Below are 17181 nucleotides of genomic sequence, written 5' to 3' on the forward strand. Positions count from 1 at the left end.
TACTCTTTTGCGAAAGGAGTCATGATGATGTCCCATACTTCTGATAATGATAAAAAAGCTCGTGACAATAATGCACTGAGACATGAAAAAAATATGCTCAAAGAGAAGAACCGTAAAGCAGGAAAACATCAATATTCTAAAAAAACCGATCATCTATAAAAAAGGCAAGGGTTTTCACAACCCTTGTTTTTTTATATTATGAATTAGTTGTGAACGTCTGAAACATTCCTTTATAATATGTTCATGACATTAAGTTGATGAGGTGGAAATCTATGGCAAAAGAAAGTTCATTTGATATTGTTTCAAAAGTTGACTTATCAGAAGTAACAAATGCAATCAATATTGCACTTAAAGAAATTCAAACACGCTATGATTTCAAAGGTAGCAAAAGTGACATCAAACTTGAAAAAGAAGAACTTGTGCTCATTTCAGATGATGAGTTTAAATTGAATCAATTAAAAGATGTTTTATTAGGAAAATTGATTAAGCGTGGTGTTCCGGTCAAAAACTTAGACTACGGAAAAGTAGAAAATGCTTCTGGCGGTACTGTACGCCAAAGAGCGAAACTTGTACAAGGTATTGATAAAGAAAATGCAAAAACAATTAATACACTAATCAAAAACAGCGGCCTAAAGGTAAAAAGCCAAGTACAAGATGATCAAATCCGCGTAACAGGTAAAAATCGTGATGATTTACAACAAATTATTTCGTTAATCCGCGAAGCCGATTTACCAATCGATGTACAGTTTGTAAACTATCGTTAATCATTGTAGACATCACTTTTTAGTGGTGTCTTAATTTTTTTAAAAGTTAAGGATGAAAATCACTATTAATTTATTACTAGTGGATTGGAGCGAACACCCACATCCAAGTTTAACAAAGTAAAAATCACATCTGCAAATGTTGAAAGCCCCGCCTCCCTTTTTTCCACTTTTAATACAAATGAAATAAATAAAAATGTAGATTACGTACACAATAATGGGTATACATTTAGTACCGTATCTTTTTTCATTGTACAAACATTAATTCCTGCATTATAAGTGAGGAGTGATTCCATTTGACAAATAATCAAAATGCAACCAAACAAATCTTTCCGAAACAATCTCAAAATCAGCAGCCAGGCATAGAGACGATAATGAACCCGCAGCCCGAAAGTGTAAACACTTATTATAAAGGGAGTGGTAAATTAGCCGGGAAAACAGCTTTAATTACTGGTGGTGACAGCGGTATTGGAAAATCCGTAGCTATTTATTTTGCAAAAGAAGGAGCAAATGTTGCTATATGCTACCTAGAAGAACATGAGGATGCCGAAAATACGAAAAAACAAATTGAGCAAGAGGGACAAGAATGTCTGCTTGTTTCCGGTGATATTGGCGATGAGCAGCATTGCCAGCAAGCAGTCAATAAAGTCATTGCTCAATTTGGTGCACTTGATATATTAGTAAATAATGCGGCTGAACAGCATCCGCAACAATCCATTTTAAATATCACGAAAGAACAATTAGAACGAACATTTAAAACGAATATCTTTTCCCAATTTTTTATGGTCAAAGCAGCATTTCCCCACTTAAAAAAGGGAAGTTCGATTATCAACACTGCTTCCATTACAGCTTATAAAGGCAATCCGCAGCTACTTGATTACTCTAGCACGAAAGGAGCAATCGTTTCTTTTACGCGATCGCTCGCTCTTTCTCTTGTTTCCCAAGGAATACGTGTAAATGGCGTAGCACCAGGTCCAATTTGGACACCGCTTATTCCGTCTACTTTTTCTCCTGAACAAGTGGCAACATTTGGTTCTGATACACCGATGAAACGGCCTGGACAACCTAGTGAATTAGCTCCCGCCTTTGTTTTTCTAGCCTCTGATGACTCAAGCTTTATTACAGGACAAATGATTCACATAAATGGTGGAGAAATTGTAAATGGCTAATGATCGTTTTTAAAATAAAAAGAAAAGGCTGATAGAGAAGGATATTAACTAAAGAAACCCCGAATATTGCACTCCACCCCCGCTCTGGAAATATACGATCCTCCCGCAGGAGTCTACGTTATATTTCCGGAGCTGATTTGTGTAATGTTGTCTTTAGCTAACCACTTTCGAGTTTTGTCTCAGTCTTTTATCGTCAAAAGGAGTTTAGAATAAGACCATTCTAAACTCTTTTTTAAGGTGAATCGTTTATATCTACTTAGATTGGAAGACTCCTGCGGGAAATGCAGAATATGTGAGCCCCCACAAGCACGAAGCGTGTTGAGAGACCCTGTGTCCGTTCATGGAAAGCAAGTAATTCTAGGGCAAATCAGCCTACTATGTTTAAAATAAAAAACTGTAAACAGACCTCCATGTTAAGAAGTTTGTCTACAGTCAGTCAAATGAATACATTTCATCTTCTCTTTTTTTAATAGAACGGATGAAACCCTAAAGGTAATTTTAATCCTAAGTATAAGACGATCAATAAAAAGATAATAAATAAGATCCAGAACATGCCCGTTCTTTTTCCTTTAGACAATCGGATTAAAATCATTTCCATAAAGCCTAAAACAAGAAGTCCACCTAGTAATTTTACACCATACATAGCCGGGTTAATACTTTGATTATGTATGAATAATAATCCCCCTGTTATGATTACAAGTATGTAAAAAACACGTAGTATCATTTGCGTCACTTTGAATCCTACTTTATTCCCCTTGGCATGTAAAATAAGGGCAATAATGAATAAAATAAGCGCAATTCCCCAAGTCGTAATATGGGCATGGGTGCTAGTTACAAACATATTTTCATCTCCTACTCTCTATAAATTATTTAGCTGCCAGCACTCGATTATTTTATCACATTTATCAACGTTCCAATACTTTGAACTGTAATTTCGACTCGATCCCCTGTTTTTAAAAAACGAGGCGGCTTAAAACCATTTCCAACTCCTGCTGGTGTTCCTGTCGCAATAATGTCACCCGGCTCTAATGTCATACCTTTCGATAATTCAGAAATAATGTCTTCAATAGAAAAAATAAAATGCTGTGTATTTGACTGCTGCCTAATTTCTCCATTTACTTTCGTCATAATATCTAATTCATTTGGATTTGAAATTTCGTTATGATGAACAATCCAAGGGCCAATTGGGCATGAAGTATCAAGGCTTTTTCCAATAAAAAATTGCTTATGCTTTTTTTGCAAATCACGGGCTGTTATATCATTTAATATTGTATAACCAAAAACATAATGAAGTGCCTCTTCTTTTGCAATCTGTTTTCCCTTTTTTCCTATAACTAAAGCTAATTCACCCTCATAATCAAGTGCTGAAGTTAGTTCTGAATGGGAGTCAATGTCTGAAAGATGAGCATTAATCGTTGTCGGCGCCTTTGTGAATATTATAATGTTTTCTGGAATATCTGCTGCACTTCCCATTTCAATCGCATGATCACGATAATTTTTTCCAACACAGATAATATTTTTATGAGGATGCGGTATTGGAGATAGAAATTTGATCTCATTAATTGGAAGTAAATATTTCCCATCAATGTTCTCTATCTTTCCTAAAATTGCATCGACTAATTGAACAAATGCGTCTCCTTGCTGAATACCTTGAATTAGCTGACGAGGAAGTTTGTCATATTGTTCGTCTTGACTCAATTGGTAAAGATTTAGTACCGATTCTCCTCGGTTGCACAAAACACCATATTGTTCTTTACCTGCTAATTCAAAACTCAAAAATTTCAATAAAAACACCCCTTCGCATAAATAATTAATAGGATTTTCATCATTCATTCTGTTCATCTTTATCCATTATACCAGTCTAAATTATATCTTTGGATTATTTTGCATCATATTCACCACCTTCTATTCTTAGGCGAATGAATCACATATTTATAACCCACTCATACAATAAAGCGAGACAATAATCCATAATAGGTTTCATAATCTATAAGACATTGAACCCTAATAAGGATGTGGAAGTAATGCCTGGTTTTGTTGGCGCTATACAAGTTGTGAATATTAGTTCGAGCGGCGTATTAAATGTTGGAGATGTTTTTCTTATTCAGCCAATTTCTTCTTCAAAAACATTTGCAGGGGCTGGTTCATTTAATACAGGAGAAACCGTTTCAATTACGAACCATCAATCAAACACTAATACGTTTGATTTTGACACAATTGATCAAGGAAACTATTTAAATTTATAGCAGGTGATGTTTGATGAATATTTACGTACAACAAACGATTCAAATTCGCCAAATCAAAATTGGTGGTGTTTCAAATTCCTCTGTATTTCAAATTGGAACATCCGGTATTATCAAACCAGCTTCATATTTATATAATACTGGTGGCTTTACAACTCCCGCTCCTTCTGCAACTGCTGAAACAATTGAAGAAAATTCACCGTTAACGACTGTTCCATTACAATCGGGAGCCGGTGGTGCTGGCGCTACCGGGGCCGGGGCTGCTGGCGCTGGCGCTGGTGCTGCAGGAGCCGGGGCCGGTGTAAGATGAAAAGGAGGTTAATATGGTAGATTTCCTTTCTCAACTTCAACAACTTTATCAATACATTCAAGTCCAAGAAAATAAAATTATTCAACTTGAAAATATTGTGAAAAAATTAACAGCCGAAGTCGAAACATTAAAATCAAAACCGCCAATTCATGTGGATCGAATTGAATATGCATTTGACCAATTGAAAATTGAACAACTTGATGGAACGTTAAATATTGGATTAAACCCTTCCGATTTAGGTAATATTGAAGATTTGGCTGTAAACAAAGGACCTACGCAAGCAAAGCAAGAAAACCAAACAGTTGCAGCTAAAAAACCTTTAACTGAAAGGTTGCTGCATTATATTGACCATGATTTATCTACTGTTATCAAAGATGCTGAAAGACAATTTAAATTACCATTAAATGCTGAGTACCACGACTTCATAAAATCGGATTTAAAAAATCAGCTTGAACAACGAATCAATTACTATTTAAATCAAAGAGATCAAACTTCACAAGCGAATGACGAAGACTTGATAAATACGGTATTTCAACAGATCAAGGATGATATTGATCATGCCGTCTATACCTTTATTGCGAAATTACCAAATAATATTAACGGAGGTCCTAATAATGGAACTTAATGTTGTGAATCGTGAAATCAATGTTGAACAAATAGAGATTATTGGTGTTTCGGCTTCATCAGTCTTACTAGTTGGTGATGTAAATACTATTCAGCAGGCTTCTACCTTTGATACACCAGCAGAATCTTTAATTATCGGACCGTTCGTTCCACTTGCACGGAGAGGATAACAAATGTTTCGATCTTCAGTTGTAGACTATATAAATATAAAAAATGTTATCTTTTCTTCTAATATAATTGTTGGTGACTCCAATAAAATAGAAATGGATTCAAGAATTATTGCAATTCAAAGACAACAAGAAATTTTTTATGGGTACGAGGCACCTTTTGAAAACTTTCCAATCTTCACTGAAGTCATCCCAATTCCTCCAATAACAGAAGAGTTGCATTTTCAGCGTTTTAACGCAGATCCTGTGATTAAAGTAGGAACAATCAATGTTCTAGGTTTCTCAACTTCAACTGTTTTACAGGTCGGTAATACGAAAGATATCTATTTGGAATCAAGAATTCATCATTTACGGCAATTAAATCCACAAAGCAAGGAAGAGGCTCTCACAACCTTCCATCATGAAATATAATGAATTTTAAATAAAATGTTTTTATAAAGAGGGTGAGAAAATGCCAGCAATTGTTGGACCTTTACAAATTTTTAATGTTGGAAACGGAATTATCCATTTTGGCGATACTGCCGTAATTTCTCCAAAAACGAGTTCAAAAACGACAAGCGGTTCAGGTGCTCTTTCAACCGCAAGCTTTATTATTACAAATAATGCACTTAGTGCTAATAATACATTTAATGGCAGTGTGTTTGACCAGCCTACATTAGGAAATAATTAGTAAAAAGGCCAGTTATCCTCATTACTACGGATAACTAGCCTTTTTACTTTATACATGCAATAAGTAGCCACCATCAAAGAAATATAGGAATTTCCCATTTACTTTTTTCTTCAGTATTGTTTCAAGAGCTCTCTCATATAAATCTAGCTGAATTTTATATCGCTTCTCTAATATTGGCCGTGCTTCTTCAAGTCCACCTTTAAATCGGTCTTGAATCCGATCCGTTTTATAATCCAATAAAATTAATCCGTTCTCTTCCTCAATCACACAATCGAAAATCCCTTGAATAAAAACATGTTCCTCATCTAATCTTTCATTAGGATAAAGCTCATTAGCTGGGATAGACATACTGAACGGAACTTCGCGCATTACTTTTTCCGCTGTCAAAAGCTTTAAACCGATTTCAGTTGAAAAAAACTGAATGATTTGCTCAATGGATATAACCTCAATTTGTTCTTTTGTCAACAATTCTTGCTGTTCCATTCTTTCTAGTAATGCTGAAATGGACTCTACTGTCGGCAACTTGTCAAACGAAATATGCTGCATAACCATATGCATGGCTGTTCCTCTTTCAGCTGGAGTAATTGATTTCTCCTGCATAAAGCGCGGTCGATTAAAAATCGGTTTCTGCATTCTGCGAACAATTGTGGAATCTGATGCTTCGTCCCTTATTTCATACATCCTTTTTATTTCTGAAACAGATTGCTTTGCCCGCTTAACAGATGCACTTTTATATGGATATACCCAACTTAAACGATCGTTAATTTCATCCTTCCACTCTGATTCAATTGGACTCGTTTTTTGTTGTTCAACTATTTCGATCCATTCATTTTCTTTCTCTACTTCTAACTGTTCAACATCTAAAAATTCTTTTTTTGATAATATCCTTATATTCCAACATGATGGATCTTCGTATATCTCTATGCATGGCTGCTCAACTTTTGCCATACCATCTGCATATAATGCATCCGCATCCCGATGGCGAACGATAGAAGGACCAATCCAATCTAAAAATGAATTAGCTTGAACACGCAAATGGTCATTTAATAGCCATTCTGAATGATGTAGTCGTATATTCTCCCATTTTTTTAATAGCTTGTTAGCATTTTTTACTGTCCCAACAATATATAGACGCTCTTTTGCACGCGTTAGTGCAACATATAAAACGCGCATTTCCTCCGAAAGTGTTTCAAGCTTTTTCTTTCTTTTAAAAGCAAGCTGCGGTAATGAAGGATAAGAAATCCGCTTTTCTGGATTTAAATATTTACATGCAAAGCCATAATCTTTATCAAATAGAAAAGCTTGATTTAGATCACGTATATTAAATTTTCTTGCACTTCCAGCTAAAAATACAACAGGAAACTCAAGCCCTTTACTAGAGTGAACCGTCATTAAACGCACGACATCTTCCTGTTCACTCAATGATCTGGCGACGCCTAAATCATCTCCCCGATCTTGCATTCTTTCAATAAAGCGCAGGAAACGAAATAGTCCTCGAAATGAAGTCTCCTCATATTGACGGGCACGATCATAGAGCGCACGCAAATTTGCTTGTCTTTGTTTCCCCCCAGGCAGACCGCCAACAAAATCATAGAATCCTGTCTCACGGTAAAGGAGCCAAATAAGCTCTGATAAAGCGCCTTGCCTAGCAATTGATCGCCACTCTTTTAATTTTTCCAGAAACTTTGATAGCTTTTCGTAAAGTTTTTCATCTGTATCATTCGATTTTTCAGCAATATATTTCGTCACCGCTTCATAATATTGACCATATTTTGAGTGAACGCGAATTTCAGCCAACTGTTCTTCATCCAAGCCGACAATTGGTGATCTTAGCACAACAGCGATTGGTATATCCTGATAAGGATTATCTATAACTTTAAGTAATGACATCATAATCGCTATCTCCGTTGCATCAAAATAACCAGTTGAAAGATTGGCATAAATTGGAATTCCTTGTTTTTTAAACTCTTCCATAATTTCCGGTGCCCATGTCATTGATCTTAGTAAAATAACAATATCCTTATATTGAATAGGGCGGCTTGCACCAATTTTAGGATTATAAATCTCCTTTTTCTCTTGAATAAGCTCTTTAATTTTTTGTGCAAGAAATCTTGCTTCAAGCTGAGACTGTTCCAATTCTATTTGGTCTAATCCCTCGTCAGAGGACAACTCTGCTTCTTCTTCATTGGAATCTTCATCCGATTGATCGATGATAGCCAACTCAATCGGAAATTTCTTGTTTTCAGGGTATGATGCACCTTTCACAAGCTCAGCTTGCTTATCATATGACATCTCACCTACCGCGCTCCCCATTATTTGCTTAAAAATATAATTAGTGCCATATAAAATTTCTTTTCGGCTTCTAAAATTTTTAGACAAATCGATCCGTAACCCTGTCTGTTCCCCATTTGTCGTAAATGTTTGGTATTTCGTTAAAAATAGATTTGGATCTGCAAGCCGAAAACGATAAATGGATTGCTTTACATCGCCAACCATAAATAAATTCCCGTCATAGCCACGCCCTGAAGTAATTAATTGAATGATAGTTTCTTGTACCATATTCACATCTTGATACTCATCGACTAATACTTCTTTAAATTGTGACTGATAAGACTTTGCTGCTTCTGAAGGTATGATTTCATTAGAAGATGTTTTTTCTAATAAAATTTCAAGGCAATAATGCTCTAAATCTGAAAAATCCACAAGACCTTTTTCCATTTTTAATCGTGCATATTCATATGAAAATTTTTTAACTAATTCTGCCAATGCAGCAATAACTGGCTGCATCTCTTCCATATCCTTCAAAAAATATTGCGGCTTCCTTGAAAACAACTCCTCTTTCAATTTCTCAAGCATCATTTTCGCAGATTTGCGCAAATCGTCTGCGGCCTTAACGAGATCAGGAATAAAATCATCGCCTTTGCAAGACTTAGCACGCGTAAAACTCCATGCGTTTATTTCCGTATATAAATCATTCCATGATTGCTCGTTTGCTTTTAATAATCTATCTACAATTTCAATATCATTTAAATAGTTTTCAGTACGTGGAGCAGGTCCACCTGGTTGTTTCGCTAAATGGAGCGCTTCTTTTAGCAATTCCTTAGCACCTTGTAACTGCAGGTTTACATCATTTCGAATAGAATCAATGAAGGGAAGAGAATCGATATCCATGTTTTCATTCACACTATACATTTCAACTAATTGATCCAACCATGCTATTGGATCTGGATGTGACCGTGAAAAATCATATAATTTTCGAATTAACTCCTGTAATTGTTCATCACTGCGATCATTGGAAAATGTATCAACAACTCGATAAAAAGAGGTTGGATCTTCACTCCCATACTCAGCTTCAAATAAATCATCTAGCACTTCATCTCTCAGTAATTCAGCTTCTGTATCATCTGCAATTCGAAATCCAGGATCAATATTTGTTAAATAATAATATTTTCTGATAACCTCTAAACAAAAGGAATGTAGTGTTGATATCGATGCTTTATTTAATAAACCTAATTGCCTTCGCAAGTGATGTGAGTCTTGCCGTTCCATAAGTGCCTTTTCAATGGCTTCTCCAATCCGATGTCGCATTTCAGCAGCAGCAGCATTCGTAAATGTCACAATAAGCAGCTGATCAATATCAAGCGGAGCTTTTTCATCGAGAATTTTTTGAATAATTCTCTCTACAAGTACAGCAGTTTTACCAGATCCAGCTGCAGCAGCTACGAGAATGTCTTGATCCTTTGCCATAATTGCTTTCCATTGATCATCCGTCCATGTTGCATCAACTGGCTTAATTGGTATAGCTGTTTTCATTACCTTGCGTTTCCTCCTTTATTTTTGCTAATATCTCATCTGGTTTTTGCGGAGTAATAATACGGTATTCATTCTCCTCTAATGATTGGTCAAATTGGCAAACAGATTTAAATGGGCACACTTGACATGCCGTTTCTTTCTTTATTTTATATGGAGAAATGTCGACAACACCCGAAACAATATCATTACCGGCCTTCTTATAAATGTTGCGCACGTAATCGCGAATTTCTTCAAAATTGTCTTTTGTCGCAACTTCTGAACGGGCAGATAATTGTCCATCTTTCTTTAACCCTGCGGAAACGATTTGGCTGTTACCAGTTTCCAACGTTTGATCCATTAAACGGATGACTTCAGGATCGTTTAGCATGAGCCCTTTCATTTTAAAACTTTTTATAATTTCTTCTTCTATTTGATCAATGGTTAGCATTTTATTACTAGATATTACTGGATTATGAAGATGGAAGTACAGCACTCCTGCTGGTAATCCTTCTTGTCCAATTAATTGCTTTGAATACGTAATAATAATGTCAAGATATGTTAGCATCTGTAAATCTAAACCATAGTAAACATCAGTTAAATCTAAACTATGAACACTTGATTTATAATCTATTACACGCAAATAAGTCCCCTGCTCATTCTCCGCTTTATCAACTCGGTCAATTCGGCCGCGAAGCTCCATCTTAGCTCCATTTTTTAATGTGAAGGTTAATGGGGGCAATTCAGCTTTTGGTCCAAACTCCAATTCCATACCAATAGGCACAAATCCACTTGCCTTAGCATGCTCGCTTAAAACATACGATGCCCTCGCAACAACTTGTTCTAATTTTTTCTTAATATAATAATAGCGGTTAGAACTTAATAAAATTTGATGCTGTAGTTTTGGAGCCAGAAAATCAACAGCTTCTTTTGCTAAAAGCAAACTTTGCTCACGGCTTAACTGGTCCCATGAAATATTTCTTTTTTGAATTTCATCTGATATCCATTTTAATGCACCATGAAACAGATCTCCTATATTTGGTGCACCAAGCTTAAACACATCACGCTCACGTAGCTTTAAACCATAGGAAGCAAAATGTGAAAAAGGACAAACAAAAAATTGTTCCATTCGCGAAACACTCGCTAAAATATGATCACCATAAAGCTCTTCGCTTGTTGCAGAAGATAATTTTTTCGTTTTGTTTTTGTAAAACAAACTCGAAAATGCATGACTAGCACGTTCTTTCCAGTTTTGCTGGCTTATATAAAAATTGTAAACATCCCACCAAAAATCGGCGATTGGATAGTTTCTTTTCTTTAACTGCAACTGTGAAGTCAACAAGGAAATAGTAGCAAGTGGATGTGAAATATATTGTAGCTGCTCATCATTGCTACTTTCAGATGGGTCACTAACGATAAATTCCTCTCTCATAAGCGGAAACATTTCCTTCATTCTTTTTACATATGGTGAAGGAAGCAGCGCCTTTCCTTCCTCATCAGCAAGAGGATACGATAGTATTAGTTGATTAGAAGGAACTGTTAACGCACGGTAAAGGATAAATTCTTCATCTAGTAACTTAATTTTACTACTTGGTGATAGATTCAATCCTTTCAGCATCAAAAACTCTCTATCTTCATCATTTAATATGCCATCTTCTGAAACTTTCGCAGGAATAACCCCATCATTTAGGCCAATGATAAAGGCAATTTTTACACTCGCTAACCGTGACTGTTCTAAATTTGCAATTAGCACTTGATCAAGCGCTGGGGGAACAATTGAAAATTTTAAAGACTCTAAACCTGATTCTAAAATAGCCGCGAATTTTCTTAGTGAAATAGTTTCATTTCCTAACATTTCAACAAATTGATCAAGAAGATTCATGACTTCATTCCATGCCTGGTCATGTGTCCGCGAAGCAACTAACTCTCCGCTTTCTTCCCTTGCGATCCTTAGATTTTCCAGTTTTTTTGGAATCTCTAACTCTTCTAAGTATAGATATAATGCTTCACATAGTTGTTTACTATTTTGGGCCTTTTTCAACCTTCTCTGTAATCTTAAAATAGGAGCAGTAATGAATAGACGTAATTCATTTAATTCTTGTTCAATCGCTCTTTCTTGGTCAGTTTGGGGAACACTCTCCAATTCCAAGCCTCTAATCCGGCGGTATTCCCATCTTTTTTTATTTATCCAACGCTCCCCTTGAATTCCGTATGCAAGTACATAATTTTCAAGACGATCCATCTTTTCTCGCATTTGATGAATAGGTGCATCCACCGGAAATAAAAGATCTGTTTTAATTGCTCTAAAAATAGGCTCATAGCGCCAATGGCTATTCAAAATTTCTAATGTTGATCGAATTAATTCTATTAGTGGATGATTCAACATCGGCTGTTTTTGGTCAATAAAATATGGAATATCAAAATCAGAAAATATCGTTTCAATCATTTCTTGATATTCATGACCGTTTCGCACAAGGATTGCTATGTCACGGTAGCGAGCATGTTCTTTCCGAACAACATCTCGAATATGACGTGCAATGCCTTCTATTTCAGAACGGCGATTATTTGCTTGCCAAAGCTCGATAGACGGTGCCTTTGGAAAAGAAGGTAAAGGTAGTTTTTCAAAATGACTTTGTAAAAACTGCAAACTTTCATGCTGGAAACGTTTTGGATCTGTTAAAACGAGATCTTCTTCAATTGTAATCTGATGTTGAAGCGCGAGATCATAAATTGTAGCATAAGCCTCACCAGACATGCGAAACAACTGAAGTTCGTCTGGCTTTACATTGCGAAAAGGCCGATCTACGGTCAACGCAACTGTTACCTTTTTACATGTTTTCATAAGGTGTGAAATCACTAAATATTCCTGCGGTGTAAACTGATGAAAGCCATCAATATAAATGCTAGCATCCTTTAAATATGAGGACTTTTCAATTGAAGTAGCGAGCAATCGCAAATAATCTTCTGAGTCTACATATTTATCAATTAACATTTCTTGATAAGATTGATAAATCAACTCAAGATCATGAAGTTTATCCGCCAATGCTTTTGATTTCCCTTCAGGTTGCAATAAAAGCTGTTGACTATGGAGCAGATCTGGATCAATGCAATATCTTTTAAATTCGGTCAGCATTGTTTCAATATGCTCAATAAATCCAGGTTTATCTGCAACCTTTACAAATAATTGAAGATCATCTTTTTTATCTTCCATTATTTTTCTAATAAGCATATTTAAACCTACACTTGAAATATGATATCGACTTATTCCCCCAACTTCTTGCAATACTTTCCAGGCAAGACGTGTAAAACTATACACTTGGGCACGGATCATTCCATTAATTTCAGGAAACTTCGTCAATTCACTTTCAGATAGGAATGTCATCTGTTCAGGAACTAAATATATAATTGGAAAGCCACTCGGATTTTCCTTTAATTCTTGCTGTATTTCTTCATGTATTCGTTTCGTTTTTCCTGTACCTGGACGGCCAATAATAAATCGTAAGGACATGCTTTCACTTCCTTTAATTAATACAATACAGACAGCACATTTATAGCTATGATTTTTAGAACATTTGTTCTTTTAATCATATAATAATTTAAAGCTTTTTTCAATGATGGAGTATAACATAAAAAAGAAGGATCTAGATAAAGGATATCTTTTCCTTCATACAAGATCCGCACTTTTTCATATCATTTATTTCTTTATTAATCACCATCAAATATATTAAACAAACCTTTTGCAATGCTTCCTTCATCTTTTGCACCGCCAACCTGTGGCATGGCAGAAAATACACGACTTGCAAGACGACTAAATGGAAGAGACTGTACCCAGACAGATCCTGGTCCTCTTAACGTTGCAAAAAATAATCCTTCTCCACCAAATAAGAAAGTTTTTACACCTTTCACGAATTCAATATCATAATCTACATCTTTTGTCATTGCTACAAGACAGCCTGTATCTACTCTCAATACTTCACCAGGTGCCAGTTCTCTCTTTTGAATCGTCCCCCCTGCATGAATAAAGGCCAAACCATCTCCTTCTAGTTTTTGCATGATAAATCCTTCTCCACCAAAAAAGCCTGTACCAATTTTTCTTTGGAATTCAATTCCAACTGAAACACCTTTGGCAGCAGCTAAAAATGCATCTTTTTGACATACGATTTTTCCATCAAGCTCACTTAAATCCATCGGTACTATTTTCCCTGGATACGGTGCAGCAAAGGCAACATGTTTCTTTTCATTTCCTTCATTTGTAAAAGTCGTCATGAAAAGCCCTTCACCACTTATCATTCTTTTTCCAGCAGAGAATAGTTTGCCCATAAAACCACCAGATTGATTGGATCCATCTCCAAAAACGGTTTCCATACGGATATGATCCTCCATCATCATCAAGCTACCAGCTTCTGCAATGACTGTTTCTTGCGGGTCAAGCTCAACCTCCACAAATTGCATATCATCTCCATGTAATTTATAGTCAATGTCGTGATTATTCATATTCATTCCTCCAGCTAAAATAATTGTCCAATTATTGATACGTTCTGATCATGCATTTGGTTTCTTTTTTTTTAGTTAATGACTTGTCGGATTTACTAAATATGTTTCCTCCCTTTTAACAATAAATGAAATACGTATGAAAGAAAGTTCATAAACGAAAAAAAAAAGTAACCATTTGAGAAACTTATTTTTTACATTTAGCAATAAGAAATGCTGAACTTCCTATACCGTACCCTTGTTTAATGGGGGAGCGTCTTTAGCTTTGTTTTATGTATAAACCTAAAAAAGCATAATCTTGTTATTTCATATAGATTATGCCAAATTTGTTCTAGTATTATTTATTAGAAAATACTCTTGCTTTTATGACTAAATAAATAAGGCGTTTTATGCTCTAACGCATTCAAACGATATAGTTGCGTTTTTTTCTCAATCCGTTCAATATTTTGACCGTAGCGATTATATAAAAGGGTTGCCTTATATAACTGATTTTCAAAAGAATTCCGGCTAATGGGTACAATTAATTGTTGATAATTTTGGAAAATTACATTCGTAGAGAAGTTTTCAAATTCTTCATGGTGAAAAACATGCAGTGGTGAAATCCAAAAACAATTTGGAGATTTTGGTGAAGTAGTTGGAAAAAAACAAATACTTAAATGATAATCAATTAAAATTGGATGCTTTCTAGTCACGCCAATTAACTGAATAGCCCCTTCTCTTCTTCCTTCAAATGATGATCCGAACATATGGCAACTCTTTTTTATAATGTCTAGTGGTGCCGTTGGGACTACAAATTCATCATTCGTTTCTAATACTCTTGATCCAATCCGTTGATCCTCCATTTTCTCTGGCACAATTGCCATAGTATTTGATGAAGTTTCGAAATCTAAAAAATTTACAATCTTCACTATTTTTTACCTCCAATCTTTATTATTCACTCATATTATAGAACATTTTTCCTATTTTTCCATTATTTTTTTACATTTTTTTGGATTTTTTTACTTATTTTTTATATTTTTAAAAAAATAAATTTTCTATTGATTTTTATTTGAAAATTCTATATAATAAAAAAAAGCAGAGAAGGTGATCATCGATGGAAAATAAGAAATCTTATTCAGATTTAACGAAAGCTTATGCGATGACCCAGATTCAAATGGAACAGTTTTTAGACAAAATTTATGCAGACATGGTTCTTAATGAGCTCATTCTTAAAAAAGAAAAAGAAAAAATACTTGAGCAAATTGATCATGCACTTGATTTGCGCGACAAAGAACAATTTTTTCAACTAACGAATGAGTTGCAACAATTAGAAATGAAATTCGGACAATAGTACCTTTACCAGCCCTTATTTTAATAAGGGCTTTATTTATGGGGGTATTTAAAAATATGCGGTTCATCTACGTAAATGGGGACAGAATGGAGTCATTCTGATCCCCATTTTTTAGTCTCCTTATTGTTCAATCATGTTTGTTCACTTACATATATTCATTTCATCCTTTCAATGACAAAATAATTTATTAAGCTCAAAACAAGTTACATTCATGATTGACTTGCCAACTTGTCATTTGTATTGATTTTAAGATCCCGGAGGCGCAAAACGAATCCCTACAGAGAAAATCATCCCTATGTAAAAGAAACAGACAAAGTCCTCCCGCTTTTTATAGCGAGAGGACTTTGTCTGTTTTTTTACTTATTTTTATATTTCTCAAGTCTAAGTATTCTTTCCATCATTGTTGGATGATCATAGCGGAATATTTTGACCAATAAAGGTGGGTTTACTTCACTTAATCCCGATCTTGTTAAATCTTGAAACGCTTTAATCCCTGCCTTTTTATCATGTGTCAGATGGATGGCATAACGATCAGCCCGTGTTTCTTCATATCGAGATCCCCAGTTCGTTAAAGGACTAGCCGCAAATATTAACATGGAAGAAATCATTAAAAATAATGGTAATGAACTTATTTGTGAAATTGAAGTTAGATTTAAAGTTCTTCCATATTTTTTAACCATATAGGCCATGATTTTAGAAATAAGCCATAATCCAATTAATGTTAATATAATATAGCCAGCCATGCCAAAGTAAATATGTTTTTCTACATAATGCCCCATCTCGTGAGCCATTATAAATAAAATTTCACGATCGGATAGCTTATTAAGTGTTGTATCCCAGAGAACAATCCTTGAATTTGAACCAATTCCTGTTACATAAGCGTTTAAAGCATTTGTTTTAGCGGACATATTTACTTCATAAACATGATTTGCAGGTATATGTGCTTTATCAGCAAGAGCTAATATTTTTGCCTCTAATGCTTTATCCTTTAATGGATAAAAGTGATTATATAATGGATCAATGACGACAGGTTGAATGAAGGTCATAAAGATCGTAAATGGAATTGATAACAACCATGCCATCAGCCACCATTTTTTCTTGAATTTCTTCATTAATGCATATAAAACAAACACAATAACGAACATTGTAACGTAATTTACCCAAAAATCAATTATTTCATCCTTCATCCACGAGTGAAATGTTTGTGTTGAAATATGATATATACATGAAAAGCGATATGAAATATAACTAAGCGGGAATGTAAAGATAAATGATGCGAGTGAAAACCAAAATAAATAAATTAGCGTTTGAATAATCCGGTTTCGGGATGTATGGCGTGACCACTTCTCAAATACTGTTGAAATTCCTAGTATAAGAATTAGGAAATAAAATAACCATTCATACGGAGTGGAAAGGAAAAATAATAAATTACGTATTTTTGAGTAATCTTCACTTAGAAATAATTCTCTACTATTTAGAAAGGTTGCAGGATCTGCACTCGTCCCTTTTAAGTTAGTCGGAATACTTGTATTTGCCATATGAAAAAGATACAAATACATGAGAATCCCAAATAATAAATATGCAATAACTACACGAAATGCCCATTTTATTTTCAATTACAATACAC

The 17181-nt window shown here is 34.9% G+C and carries 17 protein-coding genes; 10 read left to right on the plus strand and 7 right to left on the minus strand.

Annotated features, from left to right (window positions below; genetic code table 11):
- The first annotated feature begins 27 nt into the window (after window positions 1–27).
- The 3 genes from G4D61_RS02570 to G4D61_RS02580 all read left to right on the plus strand — a co-directional run bounded on the left by G4D61_RS02570 (window position 28) and on the right by G4D61_RS02580 (window position 1930).
- The gene (locus G4D61_RS02570; RefSeq protein WP_081749976.1) at window positions 28–159 is read left to right on the plus strand and encodes a DUF3941 domain-containing protein; all 132 of its coding nucleotides are present in this window, start codon (window positions 28–30) and stop codon (window positions 157–159) included.
- Window positions 160–272: 113 nt separating this feature from the next.
- Window positions 273–764, plus strand: coding sequence for a YajQ family cyclic di-GMP-binding protein (locus tag G4D61_RS02575; RefSeq protein ID WP_025727521.1), 492 nt, complete (start codon window positions 273–275; stop codon window positions 762–764).
- 293 nt (window positions 765–1057) lie between these two features.
- Window positions 1058–1930 carry an SDR family oxidoreductase gene (locus G4D61_RS02580; RefSeq protein WP_025727522.1) on the plus strand — a complete coding sequence of 291 codons (873 nt, stop codon included), beginning with the start codon at window positions 1058–1060 and terminating at the stop codon, window positions 1928–1930.
- A 466-nt stretch (window positions 1931–2396) separates the two neighbouring features.
- Here the strand turns inward: G4D61_RS02580 and G4D61_RS02585 are convergent, their stop codons facing one another.
- Together G4D61_RS02585 and G4D61_RS02590 are read right to left on the minus strand one after the other, a co-directional pair.
- Entirely contained in the window at window positions 2397–2771 is a 375-nt protein-coding gene (locus tag G4D61_RS02585) for a YisL family protein (protein ID WP_025727523.1), read from the minus strand.
- A 47-nt stretch (window positions 2772–2818) separates the two neighbouring features.
- A complete protein-coding gene (locus G4D61_RS02590) occupies window positions 2819–3715 on the minus strand; it encodes a fumarylacetoacetate hydrolase family protein (protein WP_025727524.1) in 897 nt (298 codons plus the stop codon).
- Between the two features lie 239 nt (window positions 3716–3954).
- Here G4D61_RS02590 and G4D61_RS02595 point away from each other — a divergent pair, with 239 nt between their 5' ends.
- From G4D61_RS02595 to G4D61_RS02620, 6 genes are read left to right on the plus strand one after another with little or no spacing between them, the layout of a single operon-like run.
- On the plus strand, window positions 3955–4176 hold the full coding sequence (locus G4D61_RS02595; protein WP_025727525.1) for a spore germination protein: 222 nt from the start codon (window positions 3955–3957) through the stop codon (window positions 4174–4176).
- A 13-nt stretch (window positions 4177–4189) separates the two neighbouring features.
- Entirely contained in the window at window positions 4190–4483 is a 294-nt protein-coding gene (locus G4D61_RS02600) for a spore germination protein GerPB (RefSeq protein WP_025727526.1), read from the plus strand.
- A 13-nt stretch (window positions 4484–4496) separates the two neighbouring features.
- Window positions 4497–5108, plus strand: coding sequence for a spore germination protein GerPC (gerPC, locus tag G4D61_RS02605; RefSeq protein WP_025727527.1), 612 nt, complete (start codon window positions 4497–4499; stop codon window positions 5106–5108).
- A complete protein-coding gene (locus G4D61_RS02610; protein WP_025727528.1) occupies window positions 5098–5277 on the plus strand; it encodes a spore germination protein GerPD in 180 nt (59 codons plus the stop codon). The genes gerPC and G4D61_RS02610 overlap by 11 nt, the downstream gene beginning before the upstream one ends.
- 3 nt (window positions 5278–5280) lie before the next feature.
- Complete coding sequence (locus tag G4D61_RS02615) at window positions 5281–5685, plus strand: spore germination protein GerPE (protein ID WP_025727529.1); 405 nt, start codon at window positions 5281–5283, stop codon at window positions 5683–5685.
- A gap of 40 nt (window positions 5686–5725) precedes the next feature.
- Window positions 5726–5944: a spore germination protein gene (locus G4D61_RS02620; RefSeq protein ID WP_025727530.1), complete on the plus strand. Its 219-nt coding sequence runs from the start codon at window positions 5726–5728 to the stop codon at window positions 5942–5944.
- 48 nt (window positions 5945–5992) lie between these two features.
- On the opposite strand, the gene addA is transcribed toward G4D61_RS02620, so the two are convergent.
- The 4 genes from addA to G4D61_RS02640 all read right to left on the minus strand — a co-directional run bounded on the left by addA (window position 5993) and on the right by G4D61_RS02640 (window position 15132).
- Window positions 5993–9757: a helicase-exonuclease AddAB subunit AddA gene (gene addA, locus G4D61_RS02625; RefSeq protein ID WP_163173128.1), complete on the minus strand. Its 3765-nt coding sequence runs from the start codon at window positions 9755–9757 to the stop codon at window positions 5993–5995.
- The gene (addB, locus tag G4D61_RS02630) at window positions 9735–13241 is read right to left on the minus strand and encodes a helicase-exonuclease AddAB subunit AddB (protein ID WP_163173130.1); all 3507 of its coding nucleotides are present in this window, start codon (window positions 13239–13241) and stop codon (window positions 9735–9737) included. Before addB ends, addA begins: the two co-directional genes overlap by 23 nt.
- Window positions 13242–13438: 197 nt before the next feature.
- On the minus strand, window positions 13439–14227 hold the full coding sequence (locus tag G4D61_RS02635; RefSeq protein WP_025727533.1) for a TIGR00266 family protein: 789 nt from the start codon (window positions 14225–14227) through the stop codon (window positions 13439–13441).
- A gap of 341 nt (window positions 14228–14568) precedes the next feature.
- Window positions 14569–15132, minus strand: coding sequence for a competence protein ComK (locus G4D61_RS02640; RefSeq protein WP_035353948.1), 564 nt, complete (start codon window positions 15130–15132; stop codon window positions 14569–14571).
- A gap of 185 nt (window positions 15133–15317) precedes the next feature.
- On the opposite strand from G4D61_RS02640, the gene G4D61_RS02645 reads away from it, so the two are divergent.
- The gene (locus G4D61_RS02645; RefSeq protein ID WP_025727535.1) at window positions 15318–15554 is read left to right on the plus strand and encodes an IDEAL domain-containing protein; all 237 of its coding nucleotides are present in this window, start codon (window positions 15318–15320) and stop codon (window positions 15552–15554) included.
- Window positions 15555–15910: 356 nt separating this feature from the next.
- Here the strand turns inward: G4D61_RS02645 and G4D61_RS02650 are convergent, their stop codons facing one another.
- The gene (locus G4D61_RS02650) at window positions 15911–17170 is read right to left on the minus strand and encodes a M48 family metallopeptidase (RefSeq protein ID WP_025727536.1); all 1260 of its coding nucleotides are present in this window, start codon (window positions 17168–17170) and stop codon (window positions 15911–15913) included.
- Window positions 17171–17181 lie beyond the last annotated feature (11 nt).

Source organism: Heyndrickxia ginsengihumi, from assembly GCF_011008565.1.
GTDB classification, from domain to species: domain Bacteria; phylum Bacillota; class Bacilli; order Bacillales; family Bacillaceae_C; genus Weizmannia; species Weizmannia ginsengihumi.

What these genes read in the sequence shown, in the direction of transcription:
- G4D61_RS02570 (WP_081749976.1), top strand. Translation starts at nt 28, where the DNA reads ATGTCCCATACTTCTGATAATGATAAAAAAGCTCGTGACAATAATGCA.
- G4D61_RS02575 (WP_025727521.1), top strand. Translation starts at nt 273, where the DNA reads ATGGCAAAAGAAAGTTCATTTGATATTGTTTCAAAAGTTGACTTATCA.
- G4D61_RS02585 (WP_025727523.1), bottom strand. Translation starts at nt 2,771, where the DNA reads ATGTTTGTAACTAGCACCCATGCCCATATTACGACTTGGGGAATTGCG.
- G4D61_RS02595 (WP_025727525.1), top strand. Translation starts at nt 3,955, where the DNA reads ATGCCTGGTTTTGTTGGCGCTATACAAGTTGTGAATATTAGTTCGAGC.
- G4D61_RS02600 (WP_025727526.1), top strand. Translation starts at nt 4,190, where the DNA reads ATGAATATTTACGTACAACAAACGATTCAAATTCGCCAAATCAAAATT.
- gerPC (WP_025727527.1), top strand. Translation starts at nt 4,497, where the DNA reads ATGGTAGATTTCCTTTCTCAACTTCAACAACTTTATCAATACATTCAA.
- G4D61_RS02610 (WP_025727528.1), top strand. Translation starts at nt 5,098, where the DNA reads ATGGAACTTAATGTTGTGAATCGTGAAATCAATGTTGAACAAATAGAG.
- G4D61_RS02615 (WP_025727529.1), top strand. Translation starts at nt 5,281, where the DNA reads ATGTTTCGATCTTCAGTTGTAGACTATATAAATATAAAAAATGTTATC.
- G4D61_RS02620 (WP_025727530.1), top strand. Translation starts at nt 5,726, where the DNA reads ATGCCAGCAATTGTTGGACCTTTACAAATTTTTAATGTTGGAAACGGA.
- addA (WP_163173128.1), bottom strand. Translation starts at nt 9,757, where the DNA reads ATGAAAACAGCTATACCAATTAAGCCAGTTGATGCAACATGGACGGAT.
- addB (WP_163173130.1), bottom strand. Translation starts at nt 13,241, where the DNA reads ATGTCCTTACGATTTATTATTGGCCGTCCAGGTACAGGAAAAACGAAA.
- G4D61_RS02635 (WP_025727533.1), bottom strand. Translation starts at nt 14,227, where the DNA reads ATGAATAATCACGACATTGACTATAAATTACATGGAGATGATATGCAA.
- G4D61_RS02645 (WP_025727535.1), top strand. Translation starts at nt 15,318, where the DNA reads ATGGAAAATAAGAAATCTTATTCAGATTTAACGAAAGCTTATGCGATG.